This is a genomic window from Mesorhizobium sp. B2-4-14 (genome assembly GCF_006442155.1).
Lineage (GTDB): Bacteria > Pseudomonadota > Alphaproteobacteria > Rhizobiales > Rhizobiaceae > Mesorhizobium.
The window spans coordinates 202,189-220,514 of record NZ_VFVA01000004.1 but is presented as its reverse complement, the minus strand read 5'-3'; the positions used below and the strand labels follow the sequence as shown (position 1 = coordinate 220,514).

At 62.5% G+C, this 18,326-nt stretch carries 17 protein-coding genes and 1 pseudogene; 8 read left to right on the top strand and 10 right to left on the bottom strand.

The genetic code is table 11. From position 1 onward, the window contains the following. Positions 1 to 88 precede the first annotated feature (88 nt). From FJ938_RS05850 to FJ938_RS05825, 6 genes are all read right to left on the bottom strand, one after another. The gene (locus tag FJ938_RS05850) at positions 89 to 964 is read right to left on the bottom strand and encodes an SMP-30/gluconolactonase/LRE family protein (RefSeq protein ID WP_140691996.1); all 876 of its coding nucleotides are present in this window, start codon (positions 962 to 964) and stop codon (positions 89 to 91) included. Further along, complete coding sequence (locus FJ938_RS05845) at positions 961 to 1,602, bottom strand: 2-dehydro-3-deoxy-6-phosphogalactonate aldolase (RefSeq protein WP_140691994.1); 642 nt, start codon at positions 1,600 to 1,602, stop codon at positions 961 to 963. The genes FJ938_RS05850 and FJ938_RS05845 overlap by 4 nt, the downstream gene beginning before the upstream one ends. Beyond that, positions 1,599 to 2,543 (bottom strand): 2-dehydro-3-deoxygalactonokinase, encoded by a 945-nt coding sequence (locus FJ938_RS05840; RefSeq protein ID WP_140691992.1) that lies wholly within the window; start codon positions 2,541 to 2,543, stop codon positions 1,599 to 1,601. Before FJ938_RS05840 ends, FJ938_RS05845 begins: the two co-directional genes overlap by 4 nt. Beyond that, complete coding sequence (locus FJ938_RS05835) at positions 2,540 to 3,307, bottom strand: SDR family oxidoreductase (protein ID WP_140691990.1); 768 nt, start codon at positions 3,305 to 3,307, stop codon at positions 2,540 to 2,542. The genes FJ938_RS05840 and FJ938_RS05835 overlap by 4 nt, the downstream gene beginning before the upstream one ends. A 256-nt stretch (positions 3,308 to 3,563) precedes the next feature. Beyond that, positions 3,564 to 4,913 (bottom strand): EAL domain-containing protein, encoded by a 1,350-nt coding sequence (locus FJ938_RS05830; protein WP_140691988.1) that lies wholly within the window; start codon positions 4,911 to 4,913, stop codon positions 3,564 to 3,566. Between the two features lie 210 nt (positions 4,914 to 5,123). After that, positions 5,124 to 6,917, bottom strand: coding sequence for a GtrA family protein (locus tag FJ938_RS05825; RefSeq protein WP_140691985.1), 1,794 nt, complete (start codon positions 6,915 to 6,917; stop codon positions 5,124 to 5,126). A 161-nt stretch (positions 6,918 to 7,078) separates the two neighbouring features. On the opposite strand from FJ938_RS05825, the gene FJ938_RS05820 reads away from it, so the two are divergent. Together FJ938_RS05820 and FJ938_RS05815 are read left to right on the top strand one after the other, a co-directional pair. Next, on the top strand, positions 7,079 to 8,080 hold the full coding sequence (locus FJ938_RS05820; RefSeq protein ID WP_140691983.1) for a glycosyltransferase: 1,002 nt from the start codon (positions 7,079 to 7,081) through the stop codon (positions 8,078 to 8,080). Positions 8,081 to 8,083: 3 nt separating this feature from the next. After that, positions 8,084 to 8,458 carry a GtrA family protein gene (locus FJ938_RS05815; protein ID WP_140691981.1) on the top strand — a complete coding sequence of 125 codons (375 nt, stop codon included), beginning with the start codon at positions 8,084 to 8,086 and terminating at the stop codon, positions 8,456 to 8,458. Between the two features lie 211 nt (positions 8,459 to 8,669). Here FJ938_RS05815 and FJ938_RS05810 read toward each other — a convergent pair whose 3' ends face one another. The 4 genes from FJ938_RS05810 to FJ938_RS05795 form a co-directional block, all read right to left on the bottom strand. Further along, complete coding sequence (locus tag FJ938_RS05810; protein WP_140691979.1) at positions 8,670 to 9,353, bottom strand: alpha/beta hydrolase; 684 nt, start codon at positions 9,351 to 9,353, stop codon at positions 8,670 to 8,672. A gap of 119 nt (positions 9,354 to 9,472) precedes the next feature. Next, the gene (locus tag FJ938_RS05805; RefSeq protein ID WP_140691977.1) at positions 9,473 to 10,240 is read right to left on the bottom strand and encodes an alpha/beta hydrolase; all 768 of its coding nucleotides are present in this window, start codon (positions 10,238 to 10,240) and stop codon (positions 9,473 to 9,475) included. 320 nt (positions 10,241 to 10,560) lie between these two features. Continuing rightward, on the bottom strand, positions 10,561 to 11,121 hold the full coding sequence (locus tag FJ938_RS05800) for a TetR/AcrR family transcriptional regulator (protein ID WP_246673198.1): 561 nt from the start codon (positions 11,119 to 11,121) through the stop codon (positions 10,561 to 10,563). 117 nt (positions 11,122 to 11,238) lie between these two features. Further along, positions 11,239 to 12,033 carry an SDR family oxidoreductase gene (locus FJ938_RS05795; protein ID WP_140691972.1) on the bottom strand — a complete coding sequence of 265 codons (795 nt, stop codon included), beginning with the start codon at positions 12,031 to 12,033 and terminating at the stop codon, positions 11,239 to 11,241. A 221-nt stretch (positions 12,034 to 12,254) separates the two neighbouring features. On the opposite strand from FJ938_RS05795, the gene FJ938_RS05790 reads away from it, so the two are divergent. From FJ938_RS05790 to FJ938_RS05765, 6 genes and pseudogenes are all read left to right on the top strand, one after another. Continuing rightward, on the top strand, positions 12,255 to 13,214 hold the full coding sequence (locus FJ938_RS05790; protein ID WP_140691970.1) for an AraC family transcriptional regulator: 960 nt from the start codon (positions 12,255 to 12,257) through the stop codon (positions 13,212 to 13,214). Positions 13,215 to 13,237: 23 nt separating this feature from the next. Continuing rightward, positions 13,238 to 14,317 carry an AraC family transcriptional regulator gene (locus FJ938_RS05785; protein ID WP_140691968.1) on the top strand — a complete coding sequence of 360 codons (1,080 nt, stop codon included), beginning with the start codon at positions 13,238 to 13,240 and terminating at the stop codon, positions 14,315 to 14,317. A 175-nt stretch (positions 14,318 to 14,492) separates the two neighbouring features. After that, positions 14,493 to 15,437, top strand: a complete 945-nt coding sequence (gene gshB / locus FJ938_RS05780) for a glutathione synthase (protein ID WP_140612624.1) — start codon at positions 14,493 to 14,495, stop codon at positions 15,435 to 15,437. Between the two features lie 184 nt (positions 15,438 to 15,621). After that, positions 15,622 to 15,999, top strand: a pseudogene (locus FJ938_RS05775) (magnesium chelatase domain-containing protein); the annotation flags it as partial. 217 nt (positions 16,000 to 16,216) lie between these two features. After that, positions 16,217 to 16,855, top strand: a complete 639-nt coding sequence (locus FJ938_RS05770; protein WP_181169012.1) for a hypothetical protein — start codon at positions 16,217 to 16,219, stop codon at positions 16,853 to 16,855. A gap of 600 nt (positions 16,856 to 17,455) precedes the next feature. After that, the gene (locus tag FJ938_RS05765) at positions 17,456 to 18,208 is read left to right on the top strand and encodes a hypothetical protein (protein WP_140691964.1); all 753 of its coding nucleotides are present in this window, start codon (positions 17,456 to 17,458) and stop codon (positions 18,206 to 18,208) included. Positions 18,209 to 18,326 lie beyond the last annotated feature (118 nt).

The following is an 18,326-nucleotide window of genomic DNA, read 5'->3' as shown; positions in this document are numbered from 1 at the left end:
CAAACAGCTTTCGCGAAACCGACCCAAGCCGGACGCCTGCGTGACAGCACCGCGAGAGGATATGAGTGGCGCGGATCGCCCGGCCTGTTCAGGCGATCAACACGCGCGGCTCGAACCGGCCGTTGACGTCGATATCGAGCAGGAAGGTCATGCCCGCCTGCGGATCGAGCTGCCGCTGTTTCTCATCCTTGCCCGACCAGGCGGACGTGACCGCCAGCCGATCGGCGTTCTTGCCGACAAAGGCCGGGCAGGAGGGCTGCGTCACCGGCATCGCCAGCTCGCGCAGCAGCGTGCCGTCGGGTGAATAGGCCTTGACCGCCTTGCCGCCCCAGACGGCGTTCCACAGCACGCCGTCGCGGTCGACCACCGATCCGTCGACATAGCCCTTGGCCGAGCGATGATCGACAAACACTTTCGGCTCGCCGGCGGGCAGGCCGGTCGCCCGATCACAGGCGATACGCATCAACAGGCCGGTCGAGGTATCGGTGTAGTAGGCGAGCGCACCGTCCGGCGAAAAACAGATCGAGTTCGACACGGTGATGTCCGAAAACATGCGGCGCAGATCGCCCTTGAAGAACCAGTAGATCGAACCAGCGCCCTTTTCCTCCTTCTTGCCCATCGTTCCGGTCCACAGCGCACCGCAGGGGTGGACACGGGAATCGTTGGAGCGGGTGACCGGATTGTCGGCCTCGATCGGGGTATGCAGCGTCATCCTGCCGGTCGCGACCTCGCGGACAAAAAGCCCGGTTTCGGTGGCGATCATCTGTCGCTGCTCATCGATGATGGCGATAGCGCTCGCCATCTGGCCGAGCTCATGGATCTTCAGCGCGCCGCTGGACACCGGTTTTTCCAGAAGACGGCCGTTGACGATGTCGAACCAGAACAGCGCGTCGGTGGCGGGATCGTAGCTCGGCCCTTCGCCGAGTTGGCATATATGATCGGAGAAAACCGAAACTTCGCTCATCCTGCGTCTCTGAACACCGCATCCCAGGCCGATACGGCGGCGTGCGCGCGGAGCGCCACCTCATCGACACTCATGCCCGGCTTGAACAGGCTGGAGCCGAGGCCGAAGACCGTGACGCCGACCGCCTTGTAGCCGGCAAAATCCTTTTCCGAAACGCCGCCGACGGCGCCGACCAGGGTCTGCGCCGGCAGCACGGCCCGGATCGCGGAAATGCCTGATGCCCCGAGCACGCTGGCGGGGAAGAATTTCATGGCCGAGGCCCCAAGACGGATCGCCTGGAAGGCCTCGGTGGGCGTGAACACGCCAGGCATGGTCACCATGCCATGATGCATCGCGCGCGCCATCACCTCGGCATCGATGTTGGGGCTGATCAGGAGCCGCCCGCCGGCCTTGTGCAGGCCGTCGACATCGGCCGCAGTCAGCACGGTACCAGCGCCGACCAGCGCCGTTTTCGGCAGCACTTCGACAATCCTGGCGATCGACGAGAAGGGCTCGGGTGAGTTCAGCGGCACTTCGATCGCCTCGATGCCGGCGTCGAACAAGGCCTGCCCCATGGCAATCGCCTCGGCGGGCTTCAGGCCGCGCAGGATCGCGACAAGCCCGCGCTTGAGCTTCGGGAATGGGGCGGTCTCGGTCATGCCAAAGCTCCGATTCTGGTGATCATGCCGTTCTCGCGCGCGGCTTCGATGAGCCCTGCACGCACCGCCTCATCGGCGTCGACGGTGCGAAGATCAAGTCCGGCAAGGCCAAGCGCGGCTTGGTAGAGCCCCGCCAGTGCGCCGGAAGCGATCAGCACGACCGGCGCATCGCCGGTGCCATAGCGGCGTCTGGCCGAGGCGATCTCGCCGCCGATCAAAAGTCCGGACAGGCAGGCCGCTGCATCCTGCGACTTCAGGTCCTGCAGGAGCCCGGCGGCCCGGATGGCAAACAGCTTCGAAGTGACGTCGCCGCCCTCGCCAAGCGCCTGATCGCACCATTGCCGGAAGAATGGATTGTCCGCCGCGACCGGGGCCGGATGCTCGCCCAGCGAATGCTTGAGGATCGAATGCGCGGCCAGCACCGAAAACAATTCGCCCGTCGGCCATGTGCCGAAGCCGGCAACCGCGCCATCCTCGACGACGACCCATTTCGAGTGCGTGCCGGGCATGCAGGCGAGATGCCGCCCCTTTGCCGGCAAACCGGCGCCGGCAAGCTGTGTTTCCTCACCGCGCATGACGTCCGGCGCGTCGGCCAGATGCTGGGCAAGGCCTGGAACGATGCGGATATCGCGTTTCTGATCGGGCACCCTGGCCGCGCCACCGAGGATCGCACCGATCGGCGCCGGCACGGTGACATAGGGCGCCTCGAGCCAGCCCTGGCGGGAGCCAGCCATGCCGCAGATGATGACCGGCAGCGTTTCCGGCGCGCCCATGGCACCAAGATGGCCTTCGAGCACGTTGGAGAAGCCTTTCTCGCGCGCGGTGAGGAGGCCGTCATCGCCGCGCCGCTCGGCAAGCACCTTGCCGCTGCCGTCGATCAGCCATGCCCGAAGCCTGGTCGTGCCCCAATCGAGCGCCGCTACCGCCGGAATCGCGCTCACAGGAAGCCTCCGTCGACGATCAACATTTGCGCCGTCAGCATGCGCGAAGCGTCCGACGCCAGGAACAGCACCGTGCCGATCATGTCGTCCGGCCGCATGACGTCCTTGATGCACTGCTTGGCGACATGGGCGGCAAGCGCTTCTTCCGTCACCCAGCGTTCCCGCTGCCGTTCGGTGATCACCCAGCCGGGCGCAACGGCGTTGACGCGGATGCGGTCGGGCCCGAGCTTGCCGGCCAGGCCCTTGGTGAGGCCGAGGATACCCGCCTTGGCGGCGGTGTAGGCCGGCATGTCGGGGTGGTTGATGAGGTAGGATGTCGAGGTGAAGTTGATGATCGAACCGCCACCGGCCCGCTTCATCCCCGGCGCCACCGCTTGCGCGGTAAAGAAATGCGGCCGCAGATTGATCGCGAGATTGTTGTCCCAGAACTCGACGGTGACGTTCGCGATATCGTGGCGCTCGTCCCATGCGGCATTGTTGATCAACACGGTGACATCGCCATGCGCCTCGGCGGCCGTCGCCGCGGCAGCGCGCAGCGCTGAGATATCGCGCAGATCGGTCTTGAGATAGAGCGGCCGCCGGCCGAGTTCCTTCTCGATGCGGCCGGCAAGCGCGGTGCTGGGCTTGTCGGCGAAGTCGATGAAGGCGACGTTGGCGCCCTGGCGCACAAACCCCTCGGTCAGGGCGGCGCCTATCCCGGACCCGCCGCCGGTGATCAGCACCGAAGCTCCTTCGAGGTCGGGAAAATGCGCCGATGGCATCATATCTTTCTCTCCGCGCGCATGACCCCCCGAAAATCGGATCGATTTTCGGAAAGGAATCATGCGCAAATAAAATTCTACAGCGTCCTTTGCGCGTCCTGAAAGATGCGCGGCGCCGTAGCCAGAATGGCGCGCATCCTAGCCACGCAAGTCGCGCGGGCAAGGCCGAAACGTCGGATTTCCGTGCTTATGTCAGACAAAACGACAATGCGCCGCGCCGGACGCAAGCCGTGAGGGTGGACAGCGCCGGGATCGCAGGTCAGATCGCCTTGGCGCGCAGGGCGCCGCGGAAGGAATCGCGGAGATAGCCGAGGGTGGCGTCGGCATCGGCCGGTTTACCGAACAGATAACCCTGCCCACCAGCGCAGCCGAACTGGACCAGACGGTCGGCCTGCGCTTCCTCTTCGATACCTTCGGCAACCACATCCATGCCAAGCCCTTCGCACATGGCCAGAATGGCGCGGATGATGTGTTCGGACGGGCGGTCTTCGAGAATGGAAGAGACGAAGGCGCGGTCGATCTTGAGTTTGTCAAAATGGAATTCGCGCAGGCGCCCGAGCGAGGACTGGCCGGTGCCGAAATCATCCAGCGAGACGCGGATGCCGACGCGACGCAGATCCTCGACGATCTTCTCGGCCGAGGCCGGGTCGTTCATCAGGCCGGTCTCGGTGATCTCGATCTCCAGCCGGCGCGGATCGAAGCCGGTGCGGTCGAGGATCGCCAGTATATGCAGGCCGGTGTTCTGGTCGACGAGCTGCGAGGGCGACAGGTTGAACGCCAGGAAGAGATCGTTCGGCCAGCTTCTCGCCGCCTCGGTCGCCTTGCGCAGCACCAGCTGCGACAGCGGGCCGATGATGCCGCGCTCTTCGGCGATCGGAATGAACACCGTCGGCGGCACCGTGCCGAGATCGCGATCGGTCCAGCGCGCCAGCGCCTCGAAGCCGATGGTGCGGCGCGTGTTGAGATCGACGATCGGCTGGAAGTGCGGCTCCACCTCGCCGGCCGAAACGGCACGGCGCAGCGCCTGTTCGATGCGGGTGACGCGCTTGGCCGCTTCTTCCATCTCGCGCGTATAGACGACGACGCGGCCACGACCGGAACGCTTGGCGTGGTAGAGCGCCGTTTCGGCCTTGTTGATGAGGATCTCGGTGGTCTCGTCGCCGGAATAGAACAGCGAGCAGCCGACCGAGGCCGAGAGCCTGGCGGTGCGTTCGCCGACATCATAGGGCGCCGACAGGATCTCGATCAGCATGCGGGATTTTTCCGCCGCCGCTTCCTCGCTGAACACCAGCGGATAGAGGAAGGCGAATTCGTCGGCGCCGATACGGCAGACTGTCGAATGGCCATCCATCGAGGCGCGCAGCCGCATGGCGACCTGGATCAGGATATCGTCACCGGCCTTGTGGCCGAACAGATCGTTGATCGGCTTGAAGCCGTCGAGGTCGAGGATGCCAACGGTGAAGGGTGCGGGATCGTCGGCACGGTCGCTGATCAGGCGATCGACCTTGTCGAAGAAGCGGCGATGGTTGCCAAGCCCGGTCAACGGATCGGTGAAGGCCAGATCCGTGCTCTCCCTGTTTGCCTGACCGGTGCCAAACGGAGTTTGCATCGGTGTCCCTGTTTTTTGACGTCGGATTTGTTTCCGAGACTGGCAGCAAACCCTTTAGGAAACGTATCCTGAAAACGATTTTTTGTAGCCGGAGCATGATCCCGAAAAATGGGTTCCGGTCTTCGCCGGAGACGATGCCCGAACACGAGGCCGGATGCCTTCGCGAAACCGGCGCGGCCGCTCATCAAGCCTTTGTTTTTGCAGAAATTTTCAGCCTCTAGACCTGACGCGGTAGAGTTCGAGCGGGGCGTCATGGGCCTCAGCCACTGGTTCCAGCCATTCCGGCACGCTGCCGCGCATCAGTCCGGCCAGGAAGCTGTCAGGCGCGCTGGCCGTCAACAGCCGGCTTTCCGGGTTGCCGCGGCAGAGCGCGACGAGGCCGACATGGTGGCTTTCGATGATGGCCTTCGCATCGGCGGCGGAGCCCAGCAGGGCGTCGAGCGCGAGCAGATTTCCGGCGACATTGCGATGGTAGGGCCCGGCGAAGACGCGATGTCCGGTGAAGGCGAGGATCGGCGAGCCAAGATTGGAGATGGCAAGAACCGTGGTGGGGGCCATCCGGCCAAGTACGGCGAACGAACCCCTGCTGTTGCAGGGCGAATCGATACTGGCGTCCCTGGGAGGTGCGCCGATTGCGAAGGCGCTCGATGCAGCCTCGGCGGCGCCCGACCAGATGGCATTCACCGAGATCAGCCAGGCCGCGGCCATCCTCAGCACCGAGCCGCCGGACGGGCTGGCCTCGGCCCGCTGCCGCCATTTGGCGATCCATGCCGAAAGCGGGATCACCGCGAAGGCGATGGAGAAGGTCGAGCCGCGCACTTCCCAGGCGCTGACCAGGAACGCCACCACCAACAGCGCGCCGACGAGGCTGTCCTGCCGCCGCCATCCGCCATGGCTGAAATGAAGCGCCATCACGATGATCGCCACCAGCGGCGTGGCGAAACGCGCCACGACCCTGACCGGATCATCGAAGACAAGCTGGAAGATCGACTGCGCCTCCTCGATATGGCCGAGCCACATCTGCTGGAGACGCGGATCGAGCCTGGCATAGGGGGCGGCCAGGCATTGCGGGAACAGGAACACCACGACAAGAGCAAGGACGGCGGCAAGCAGGCCGAGCGAGATCAGGCGCCGGGCGAGCGTGGCGTTGGCGGCCTTCCATGACGCGACGACCGCCAGACCGGCGCCGGCGAGCGCGGCGAGAGCGAACTGCACGATCGAGAACGTATCGCACTGGGCCTGACCCCAGGACGATACGGGGACGGTGATGGCGAAGACCAAAGCCGCGACGGCGGCGACGCCGAGACCGAAATCCCTGGCGATCAGCCTTTCGCCGGCGCCATTGCCGAGGAACAGCAGGGCGACGACGGCGCCGAGGGTTCCGGCATAGGGAGCGCTTTCCATGCCGATGGCCAGGGTCAGCGTGGCGCAGATGCCCGCGACGAAGGCAGCCAGTCGATGCGTGGGTGCCTCGAGCAGCAAGGCGAGGCTTGCCAGGGTCAGCACAAGCTGGACATTGTGATGATCGAGCGCGCCCGGAGAAAATATGCCGATATAGTACAGGGCCGCCCCGCCGACGACGACGGCGGGCAGCACCGCATGAGCCCCGGCGAAAGCGCGCGCAGCGCGGATGATGAAGAAGACAGCAAGCCAGAACTGCAGGGCAGGCCAGGCGATCTGCACGATTTGTTCGGCCAAAGCGGGGCTGCCCGTCAGGGCCGATACGGCGAGGATGGCAAGCGCCAGCGGCGCGTCGAGCAGCCGCGACCAGTGCATGACGAAGCCGCCTTCCAGGCCCATCCTGTACTGGTGCAGGTCGAACCAGCGCTGGCCGGCCATGAGGTCACGGACTTCGACCAGTTGCAGCAGGCTGTCATTGTCGCCGGCCGGATCGGCCAGTTGCGGGAACCCGGCATGGGCATTGAGGGCCAGCAGCAGCAGGGCGGCAAGCAGCGCGAACGCGATATCGGACCTCCAGGTGGAAGTTCCCCTTGCTGTGCCCATCCCGATGCCCCTGGCGGGAATGCCGGACCTTTCAAGGCCAATCGACACTCATGAAGTCGGCCTTAAACCTAGCCTTAACGGCTTCAATAAATAGTAAAACCGCCTGGACGAGGCCGGTCCGGCGCGCGACCGTGTGGTCGACCAGGCATCCGGAGACGAAAATGCCGCAAGCCATCAGCCATGAACCGGTCATCGCCGTGCTCCTGCCTTGCTACAATGAGGAGCTGACCGTCGCCGAGGTGGTGCAGCGATTCCGCGAGACGCTGCCGGACGCCACCATCTATGTCTACGACAACAATTCACGCGACCTGACGGCGCTCAGGGCCCGTGCGGCCGGTGCCACCGTGGTCCGCGAACCGCGCCAGGGCAAAGGCAATGTGGTGCGGCGCATGTTCGCCGACATCGACGCCGACATCTATCTGATGGCCGACGGCGACGGCACCTATGCGCCCGAGGACGCGCCCCAGCTGATCAACACGCTTCTGACCGAGCGTTGCGACATGGTGGTGGGCACCAGGCGCGGCGTGATCGACGACGCCGGCAGGACCGGCCATGCTTTCGGCAACCGTGTCTTCAACAGCCTCTACAAATGGCTCTTCGGCAGTGATTTCACCGACATCTTCTCGGGCTACCGCGTCTTCACCAGGCGCTTCGTCAAGAGCTTTCCGGCCGTCTCCGGCGGCTTCGAGATCGAGACCGAGATGTCGGTGCACGCCTCGCAGCTCAAACTGCCGGTCGCCGAAATCGCTCTCGACTACGGCCGCCGGCCGGTCGGGTCTTCCTCGAAACTATCGACCTTCCGCGATGGCGCCAGGATCCTGTGGATGTTCGCCATGCTGATGAAGGAGACGCAGCCGCTGCGCTTCTTCGGCGCCTTTTCGCTCTTCTTCCTGGCGTCCAGCCTGTTCCTGATGGCGCCGGTACTGGTCGAGTTCGCTGAAACCGGCCTCGTCCCGCGCATGCCGACCTGGGTGCTGTCGGTCGGCTTGCTGCTGCTGTCGATGCTCGCGGCCGTGACAGGGCTGATCCTGGATTCGGTGTCGCGAGGCCGGGCCGAGCAGAAGCGCATCTTCTACCTCTCCATGCCCTCGGGCCGTTCCGAGCGCCGCGCCGGCGCGGTGGCGCAGAAGCCGGAAACGGGCAAGACCCCGCGCGCGGCCTGAGAGATGCAACGTGTCGCAAGGTTTGTCTTCGCCGGCGGCATCGGCTTCGTCGCCGATGCCGCCGCGCTGTGGCTGCTGCTGGCCGTCACCCCGCTCGGGCCTTTCGGCGCCCGCATCCTGTCGATCGGCTTCGCGCTGTGCGTCACCTGGCAGATCAACCGCCGCCTGACCTTCGCGCCATCGAGCCGCGGCCTTGCGCGAGAGGGCGCCCGCTATGGCGGCGTCGGCATCGCCACCAGCGTCGCCAACTATCTCGTCTACTGCGCCCTGCTGTTTGCCGTCCCAGCCATGCCGCCGCTGGCTGCGCTCGCCGCGGCCTCGCTGGCGGCCATGGCGCTCTCCTTCGTCGGCTATTCCAGGCTGGTCTTCGACCGTTAGGGCGCTGGCCGGATTGGCAAAGAGCCCGCCCCGGACCGGCCCGAGGCGAGCTTGCCCCCGCAATCCACGGGATCGCGAAGCTCGGGCCTCGGCTCAGTGCGAGGGCGGACTCGCGGTCCCTGGATTCTTTCAAGGTGATCGCTTGAAAGCTGTTTGCATGGATCACGACGCGGCCAGCCGCGTCTTGGGCAATCAGCCGGCTTGGCTGAATTCAGACCGCGCGAACGGCCTCGAGGATGAGACGGGTGGCCAGGTCGGAATGGGACAGCATCGCCACATGGCTCGAAGCGACTTCCGTGACCTTGGCCATTATCCGGCTCGCCATGATGTGCTGGAGTTTGGGCGCGATGGCATGATCCTCGGTTGCCAACAGATACCAGCTTGGGCGCGATTGCCACGCGGGTTCCGTGATCTTTCCTGTTAAGGACGCAACGGCGGTAGGCGCCTGGGCGGCGAACAGAACCGTCTTCTCACTATCGGAAAGATCCTGGGCGAAGTGATCGCGGATTCCGCTCTCGGTCAGTTTCAGGAATCCCGCTGAGTCGGGCCGAACCTCAACGGCCATCGGAGGGGGATCTACGCTCTCCCCGAGCGAGGCAGCAGATTCGTCGCTGTCCGGCGCAAAGGCGGCTATGAATACAAGCGCGGCCACCTTCTTGTCATTGCCTCCCTCGGTAATGACCGAACCACCGTATGAATGTCCGACAAGAATGACTGGGCCTTCGACGAGCGCAAGGGCGCGGCGCAGGGTGGCGACATCATCGCCGAAGCTCGTAAGCGGCATCTGGATTGCCGTCACCCACAACCCCTCGGCTGCGAGCTCGAGAATAACCTTGCTCCAACTCGATCCGTCCGCCCATGCCCCGTGTACCAGGATAACAGATTTCGCAGTCATGGAAGAAACTCCACATTCGCGTTGATGGGACTGCAGCAATTGCAGGTCAGGCCGAGCGGCATCTGCGGTTCGCCGCGTACTGAGACCGCGGGCGCCTCGGGATGCCGCTCAGCTGAGGATTAGTGGGTGGCCTGCTCGATCACCGCAGCCACCGCGGAGGCCTTCGAGAGCATGATCAGGTGACTGCCTTCGACCGTCGTGGTCTTCGCCTTGATCGCCTTGGCCATTTCCGCCTCCAGCGCCGGCTGGATCGCCCGGTCATGAGAAGCCACGATGTACCAGGAGGGCTTGTTGTGCCAGGCGGCGTCGGTGATGCTGCCTCCCAGGGACTTCACGCTGGTTGGCGACTCCGTCACGTAGAGAAGCTGCTTCTCGGCCGGCGTCACATCCTGGGCAAAATCGTCGTAGACGCCCGTCTTCGTCAGCTTGATGAAGCCCTCCGCATCGGGTTTGGCTTCCGCCGCCAGCGGCGTGGGGGCTACGGTCGCGTTCAACGATCCCGCGGATTGACCAGCATCGGGCGCGAACGCGGCGACATAGACCAGCGCGGAAACCTTGGGATCGTTTCCGGCCTCGGTGATCACCGCACCTCCATAGGAGTGCCCCGCCAGCACGACCGGCCCGTCCACAAGGTCGATCGCGCGTTTCACCGTCGCTGCATCGTCAGCGAGCGAAGTCAGCGGTAGTTGGACCGCGGTGACGTTCAAACCCTTTGCGGCAAGGATGGGAATGACCTTCGACCAATTCGCTCCATCGCCCCAGGCGCCGTGCACGAGAATGACGTTTTGCGCGGACTGCGCCGAGGCGGCCACCGGTATGATGGAGAGGCTGAAAACGGCGGCCGCAACAATGTGAATCCGCCGGAAGACAACTGATAACGTGGTCATGTGAGTAGCTCCTTGTAGCCATGTCGAGGCGCCGAGAACTTCGACGACGTCCTGACGATGGACAAAGGCGCCCGCTGCCGCTGGTAGATTCATGGCGTGTTTTGGACGGGCTTAGCCCAATCTGCCCGAGGCTTACCTTTTCGGCCCATATCGTGCTGCCCCCCTGCCGAGATTGGAAGCGAATGGAGGGCGCAAGGAAACCTTGGGGCAATGAAAGCCGGTGAGATCGGCATCTTTGACCTGAGCACCGTCCACTGCTCTGGCGCGAGCGCGATTTCCTAGCCCAATTTGCATGGACTCTCGTACTCGCGTCAGGCCCCCTATTCGGTTGCCAGTCGCGCCTGCAAACGCTCGACAGCGAAATCTGCCATGGTGCGCAGTACATTCACGGGCGCGCCAGCGCGGGCCGCGAGTTGCAATCCGTTCATGGTCATCTGAATAAAGAACGCTCCATCCTCGGCGTTCACCCGCGGGTCAATTTCTCCGCTGGCTGTAGCTTCGCCTACCCGTTCGATCAGTCTGGCAGACAACGCGGCACCTGCTTTGCTTTGCAGTTGGGCGAGTTCATGATCACGCGTTCCAAACTCGCTGGCAGATACTACACCCAGGCATCCAAGCTCTCGCTCAAATTGGTCCTCGGCGATTACTCCCAGCAGCAGCGCTCGAATGCCCGCCAAGGCCGATGAAGACGAACCGAGGCGATCGAGATGTGTAGAGATGGTGCGTCGCAGATAGGCCGAAAGAGCTTCCAGATAGAGCTGCCGCTTATCTCCGAAGGCGTTGTAGAGACTTTGGCGGCCCAATCCCATGGCCTTTCTCAGATCATCGGTTGACGTACCGGCGTATCCGTTGATCCAGAAGACTTTGATCGCTTCGTTCAATGCGGCGTCATGGTCGAATTGCCGGGGCCTGGCCACGATTTGCTCCTTCCGGGCTCACAATCCAAATATAGGGGCGGCTCGGCCTCGTCCCGGTCGAGACGAGGCAGGCTCGCGGTTTCAGATCAAGCCGAATGCGCGTGCCAACATCGAGCTAATCATCCTATCGGGCAGGAACCCCCTTATCCTCGCTAGAAGGCCCCCGGTTCCAACCACATATCGCAACCGATCGGAACTCGAGCCCGCGATCCGCAAAATCTCCTTTGCAACAGTGTCAGGAGGAGTGGCTAAAGCCAGCCCTTCCTGCAGACGCCGTTCAATCGCGGCGGCCTTCGTTGCATAGGCCTCGTGGTGAAGAATTGGCTGCTTGAACTGCGTCCGACTTCCAGTCAATTCGACTAACTTTACCCGGATGCCGAAAGGTCCAAGCTCATACCGCATGGCCTCGCTCAAGCCTGCCAATGCGAATTTACTTGCACAGTAAGGTGCCAGATATGGAAGGCCGACGGCTCCGGCCAGCGATCCTACATTAATAATCAGGCCGCTCCCCTTCAGCCGCATCGTCGGGAGCAGAGCTTTCGTGACAAGCGCCGCGCCGACCACATTTACGTCGAGCAAGCCGTGGAATTCCTCACGGCTTACCGCTTCCACAGGACCGCCAAGGCCGATCCCGGCATTATTGAGTAGAATGTCGATCGATCCGAAACGGCCGATGGCGTGCTCCACGGCCGCCGAGATCGATGAATCATCCCTCAAATCCAATTTCGCCGTTGCCAGCCTTTGGCTTGGAGATATGCCGATCTGGTCGGGATCTCGAGCAGTCGCGAAAACATTCCAGCCAGCGTCGAGGAACGCTGTCGCACAAGCGCGCCCGACACCTCGTGACGCGCCGGTGATGAAGACAGTGGTGGTCATCAGCTTCTTTGCCTCGCTTTTCCATTGATCACACGGAATTGAGCGTAGGCGTTATGGACAAATTTGTCCATAACACCTACGCCAACGAAAATAAGGTATCTCTTGTGTTTGCGAGCGGCGGCCGAGCACGGTTCGCTGGCCGTGCGGATACCGCCCCTTCGTAAGAGCCTCTGGAAATCGGAGGCCGCAGAGCGCAAGGTCAGCTCAGATGGTGAAGATCGATGAATGATCCGGCCACGCAAATCGACCACCACGACGCCCTGATACAGCGTCGGTTCCGTGCGGCCTCCACCAAAAGCTGTTTCGCCAAGGGCATCTCGAAAGACCCAACGATATTCACGCATGTCGCCGTACCCGAACCTTCGGGCGCATGGACGTTAAAGCCGGAGCCCGAAGCGGCCTTTTCGGTCCATATCGTCCTGACGCCCTTGCCGAGACTGGAAGCGCGAATGGACGGGCGCAAAGAAGCCTTGGGGGCGATGAGAGCCGGCGAAATCTGTATCTTTGACCTCAGCACCTTCCCAAGGGTTCTGATCCGAGATCCAATGCAAACCCTGCGGGTGCAGATGTCGCAGCGCAGCTTGGATGATCTCGCTGATGAGTTCGGCCGGCCGCCGATCGGGTCGCTGCGTCCCACCTTCGGCGCGGAGGACTCGGTTCTCTTCGGGCTAGGCACCGCCATGCTGAAGAAGACGCAGATGTTCGGCGATGAGGACGCTCTATTCCTTGACCACGTGGCGCTCGCCTTTCAGCTTCACATTGCCCAGACCTACGGCCAACTCCGCAGCATCAAGCCTCTGCGGGGAGGACTGGCGCCCTGGCAATACCGGCGCGCCACCGAGTTGATGTCCGCAAGGATCGCGGAAGGCGTTACACTCGCGGAACTGGCGGAGGCCTGCGAACTCTCCGTGAATTACTTTGCCAGGGCTTTCAGGCGCACGGCCGAGATCCCCGCTCACAAATGGCTGATGAAGGAGCGCGTCAGACAGGCGAAGAACCTTCTCCTGAACATGGAGATGCCAGCAGCGGAGGTCGCCGTCGCCTGCGGGTTCACCGACCAAAGCCATTTCACGCGCATATTCTCGCAACTTGAAGGAAAGAGCCCTGCGCGGTGGCGGCGGTTGCGCCTCGACGACCCAAGGCAATATCTGCCCCGCTTCCAAGCGGCGGCGATGCCCTGAGACTTGGCTGGAGTAGGCATCCCATGACTTTCGGTTCGCGTTCGTTCAGCCCGGAAGACCTGTCACCGGAGCACGCGCGGCAGCGTCAGACGTTTCTGCGCGGGATGTTCGGCGCCGGCGAAGGCTCTGCATTGCAAAGCGACGCCGAAGACGGCGAACCAGTCGACGCCTCGGACGAAGCCTCAGTGCCGCGTCAGAATATGGACCTGGCGGTTTTCAAATCGTACCTGGCATTTCGGTATAAGGCCCCGGTCCAGACTGCCTTTTTCTCCAAGACGATCTCGAAGGACCCGATCGCGATCAGCCGCCTCCAGGCTGGGCCATGCCTCACCCGCGCGGTGGCACCCGAGCCAGGATTCGCGGTGATCGTCTACCTGTCGCCAATAGCCAGGATGGAGGGCTGGATCGACGGTCGTCACGTCAACTATCCCGAGGTCAATGCCGGCGATGTGGTGCTTCTGGACCTGGAGGCGTCTCCGATCGCGCATCTCCATCAATCCGTGGACTTTCTGCGCCTGCAAATATCGAGGCGGACCCTGCACGATCTCGCATACGACTCTGGCGAGCGGCCGCCTGTCGGTCTGCGAACGATCCTGGGCGGCGTGAACGATCCGATCCTGTATGGCCTGAGCCGCGCCCTGGAGGCGAAGGCCGCTCACTACGGATCGAGCGACCAGTTGTTCATCGATCAAGTGGCGCTGGCCTTCCATGCCCATCTCGTTAGGACCTACGCCCCCGGTCACGGGCCTGCCAGAGTCGTTGGCGGCTTGGCGCCATGGCAAATGCAGCGGGCCCGCGAGATGATGCTGGCCAATTTGAGCGGCGACATCGCCATCGCCGACATCGCCCAGGCCTGCGGTCTGTCGGTCAGCTACTTCGCCCGCGCCTTTCGTCAGACCGTTGGCGTTCCGCCCTACAAGTGGCTGATGAACGAGCGCATCCAGAAGGCAAAGACGTTGCTGCGCCAAAGCAGGCTCGGCATTTCCGAAGTGGCCTTGGCCTGTGGATTCGTCGATCAAAGCCACCTGACGCGGGTGTTTCGCAGTAGCGTGGGCCGAACGCCCCGCCTATGGAGACAGGGAGCCGACGCCGTGGCGGACTAGGCGGCGGCCGGCTGGCGCCTTCTTTCGATCCCGCGCCGGAGGCTGCCGTTTGCCAGGCCGGCCATGCCGCCGCTGGCTATTCCAGGCTGGTTTTCAACCGTTAGGGCGCTGGCCGGATTGGCAGAAGGCGCGGCGGCCCTTATATCGCTCTCGTCGACTGCGCTGGGGAGCCACCATGAAGTTGAAAATCGCCGTCCAGATGGACCATGTCTCCAGCGTGTCGATCGCCGGCGACACGTCGTTCGCGCTGTCGCTGGAAGCGCAGCGGCGCGGCCACCAGCTGTTCCACTATACGCCCGACCGGCTGTCGCTGCGCGACGGCAAGGTGTTTGCCCGCATCGAGGAGATGCAGGTGCGGGACGAGAAGGGTAATCATTACTCGCTGGGCGAGAAGGTGCGCACCGACCTGTCCGAGATGGACGTCGTCCTGCTGCGCCAGGACCCGCCCTTCGACATGAACTACATCACCACCACGCACATGCTGGAGCGCATCCATCCGAAGACATTGGTGGTCAATGATCCGGCCTGGGTGCGCAACAGCCCGGAAAAGATCTTCGTCACCGAGTTTTCCGACCTGATGCCGGAGACGCTGATCACCAAGGATCCGCTGGAAGTCGCCGCCTTCCGCAAGGAGTTCGGCGACATCATCATCAAGCCGCTTTACGGCAATGGCGGCGCCGGCATCTTCCATCTGCTTGAAGCCGACCGCAATCTCGCCTCGCTGCTCGAAATGTTCGGCCAGCTGTTTCGCGAGCCCTATATCGTGCAGCGTTACCTCAAGGACGTCCGCAAGGGCGACAAGCGCATCATCCTGATCGACGGCGAGCCCGTCGGCGCCATCAACCGGGTGCCGGCCGAGCACGATTCCCGTTCCAACATGCATGTCGGCGGCCGTGCCGAGAAGACGGAGCTGACGGCGCGCGAACGCGAGATCTGCGCCCGCATCGGGCCGTCGCTCAGGGAACGCGGCTTCATTCTTGTCGGCATCGACGTCATCGGCGACTATATGACGGAGATCAACGTCACCTCGCCCACCGGCGTGCGCGAAGTCGCCCGCTTCGGCGGCGCCGACATCGCCAGCCTGTTCTGGGATGCGGTCGAGGACAAAAGGCGGAAGTAGCCGTTTTCATTTTGTATTAACCATGTTCCGCTGTCGCAACCGGGCACGGTCGCCATGCAACTTCTACGAATAGATGTTCCTGTAATGTTCTTGATTTGATCAAGAAACTGTGATTGTCTGCCGAAGAGGCCATTTCGGGCCTGATCGCACGGGCTGAGGCCAGCCCGTATCCGGGGGCAACACGATGGTGGCGCGGGTTCGCACGGTCGCTTTCCAGGGCATCGAGGCCGTGCCGGTCGACGTGCAGGTGATGGTCCCGCCGGGCAAGGTCGGCATGCAGATCGTCGGCTTGCCCGACAAGGCGGTTGCCGAAAGCCGCGAGCGGGTGCAGGCGGCACTTCATGCGTCGGGCCTGTCGATGCCGTCGAAGAAGGTGACGGTCAATCTCGCGCCCGCCGACCTCGCGATCGCCAACCATTTCCGCGGCACGCAGGTGCTGTCGCGGCCCGAAGCCGGCATCCACGCCTCGGCGCGCGACCTGCCCGACCTCGCCGACATCAAGGGCCAGGAGACGGCCAAGCGCGCGCTCGAAGTGGCGGCGGCCGGCGGCCACAATCTCTTGACGTTGTGCCACATTAATCGACACTTGAAAGTAGCGAATTCAGCCGTCCGATGAAGCGGGCGACTTCCGGCGCGGAATGGCTGGCGCCGACTTGGTCGTCATTCAAATTCGAGTGTCATCGTTGACGGTGACTTCAGCTATTCCCGGCTATGGGCTGCTATTCAACTCGGTGAAATCGAGATGATGATACTTGGTTGTGAAATCTATCGGCCGCCCTATGACCAGTTCGCGTCCACCCTCAGTTATTAGACGGTTTATCGACCGGGTATTTATGCACCTGTCGCGTAATATCTGCATTGACGGTCTTTGGGTCGGTGTCTTCGCTGACGAGAACGACACCGAAGCGCTTTGCAAGCTTGAGAAGGCTCTTCATCTCATCAAAGCGTATGACATGTATCGGTATCGAAGGATATTGAAAGAGATCGATCGAATTTGGTCGCATCCGCTCCCCGTCAAAACGGCTTGCTTCGTCGAAAGTCTGCGACGGTGCCTGATCGACAACAAGTATGTCCTTACCTCCACTCCAGAAATTATTGCATCCACCCTCGTTCATGAAGCAACCCACGGCAGGCTAATCAGGCATAACATCGGCTACTCAGAGGAGATACGTTCCCGCGTCGAGAGGGTCTGTATCCGCCAAGAAAGGGCGTTCGCGCTGAAGATTCCGCAAAACGGGGATTTGCTACAGAGGATCGAACGCAAGCTAGCAATTGCGCCTGACTACTGGACCGACCACGCGGCTTTGGAGCGTCATCGAGAGGGCATGATTGCCATGGCCGAGGACGTAGGGCTTCCTAACTGGCTAGGGCGCGCACTGCTGAATTTTCGAGAGAGAATGGGCCGCGTTAAGTCGTGACCCAGGTCCGCTTTCAACCTGTTGCGGCACCTGCATGGGTAGCATCCGTCCTTTGCCAACGTTAGTATTCCCCTAATCTCTGGCGGGGCGCACTTGCTGACGTCATGCTACATTAATTAACATCGATCGCCCATTGAGCGGGCTACCTTCAGGTTCGTCCAGGCGATGGCGACCTGCTCCAACACACGCCCCCGACGACAGTGAGATACGAAGCTCCGATGATGGCCCGGGGGCTGACGAAGCGGTCAAGGTAAGAGGAGCCTTCGGACCTTGCTGGCGATTGATCGCAGATCCGGCTATTCCAATTCAGCCGCACCCGAGCGGTTCTAACTCAATGGGCTCGCTGGAGAATACACGAAGGCAAGGCGTGTAGGCGCGTAGCGAGAGACCGCCCGGCTTTTTGCCAGTTAACAGACGAAGCTTTCGCCACGTTGTTAAGGTTAAGCGCCTCTTTATTATAAAAAATGGTTTCTAATCGGTAAACGCTAATATAGGGTCCCGGCCACCGATTACGCCTGTTCCCGCAATCGCGGCGGCAAGGGGGGCGTCGCGGTTATCTACAGGAAGTGCGAAAACGCACTTAACAGGACGGAGACGTAAATGACTGATTATACAATGCCCTTAGGCGGGGGTACGCTGGATCTATCGGGTGAAGTCAGTACCGATGGCGTCAGCCACAACACGAACGACATCATTATCGGCAGCGGTGGGAATGATACCATCATTGCTGGTCCTGCTACCGAACAATACTATACCAACAACCACGGTGACGCAAAGCTCGTCCAGGACAACGACACGATCGTAGAGTCCCAAGGCACAAACAACCTTTCGGGCGGATATGGGAACGACAAGTTCGTTTTCAACATCAACTTGCAACAGTCGGAAGCGCAGTTGCACACGGAATATTTCCATGACGGAATTGTTCCGACCCAGACGGCCGGCGCCAACACGAACGGCGTCTGGAACTCGTTCCTGTCCAACCTCGCAGAGTGGAGGGCCGCTGAGGCGGCATCGCATGGCGTCGACGTGAACACGGACACGACCCATGTCGACTACACGTTCGGCGCGAAGAACCAGCAGAGCGGGAGTGCCAACTACGACAATTCGTTCACCTGGCTGGAGAGCGGCGGTGTCACGACGAACACCAGCACGAACTACATCCACGACTTCGGCAACGGCAACGACAGCATCGCGCTCGACGTCACCCACGATGCCTTTGCGGCGGCGGGCGGCACGATCACCATGAACGGTTCGGACACCGTCATCCATATCGGAAGCTTCGACATCGTGGTCCTCGGTGTGGACCAGTCCGCGGTCGAGGGCCACATCGCCTGGGCAGCGCCGGGAGCCTGAGGCATCGTCTCCGGAGCGGCGGCCGTGATGGCCGCCGCTCCGATTGATCAACCCCGCCCGATACACACACCACAGGCTGGTTTCCGCCGGGGCACGCACAGTCGGTCCCCGAACCGAC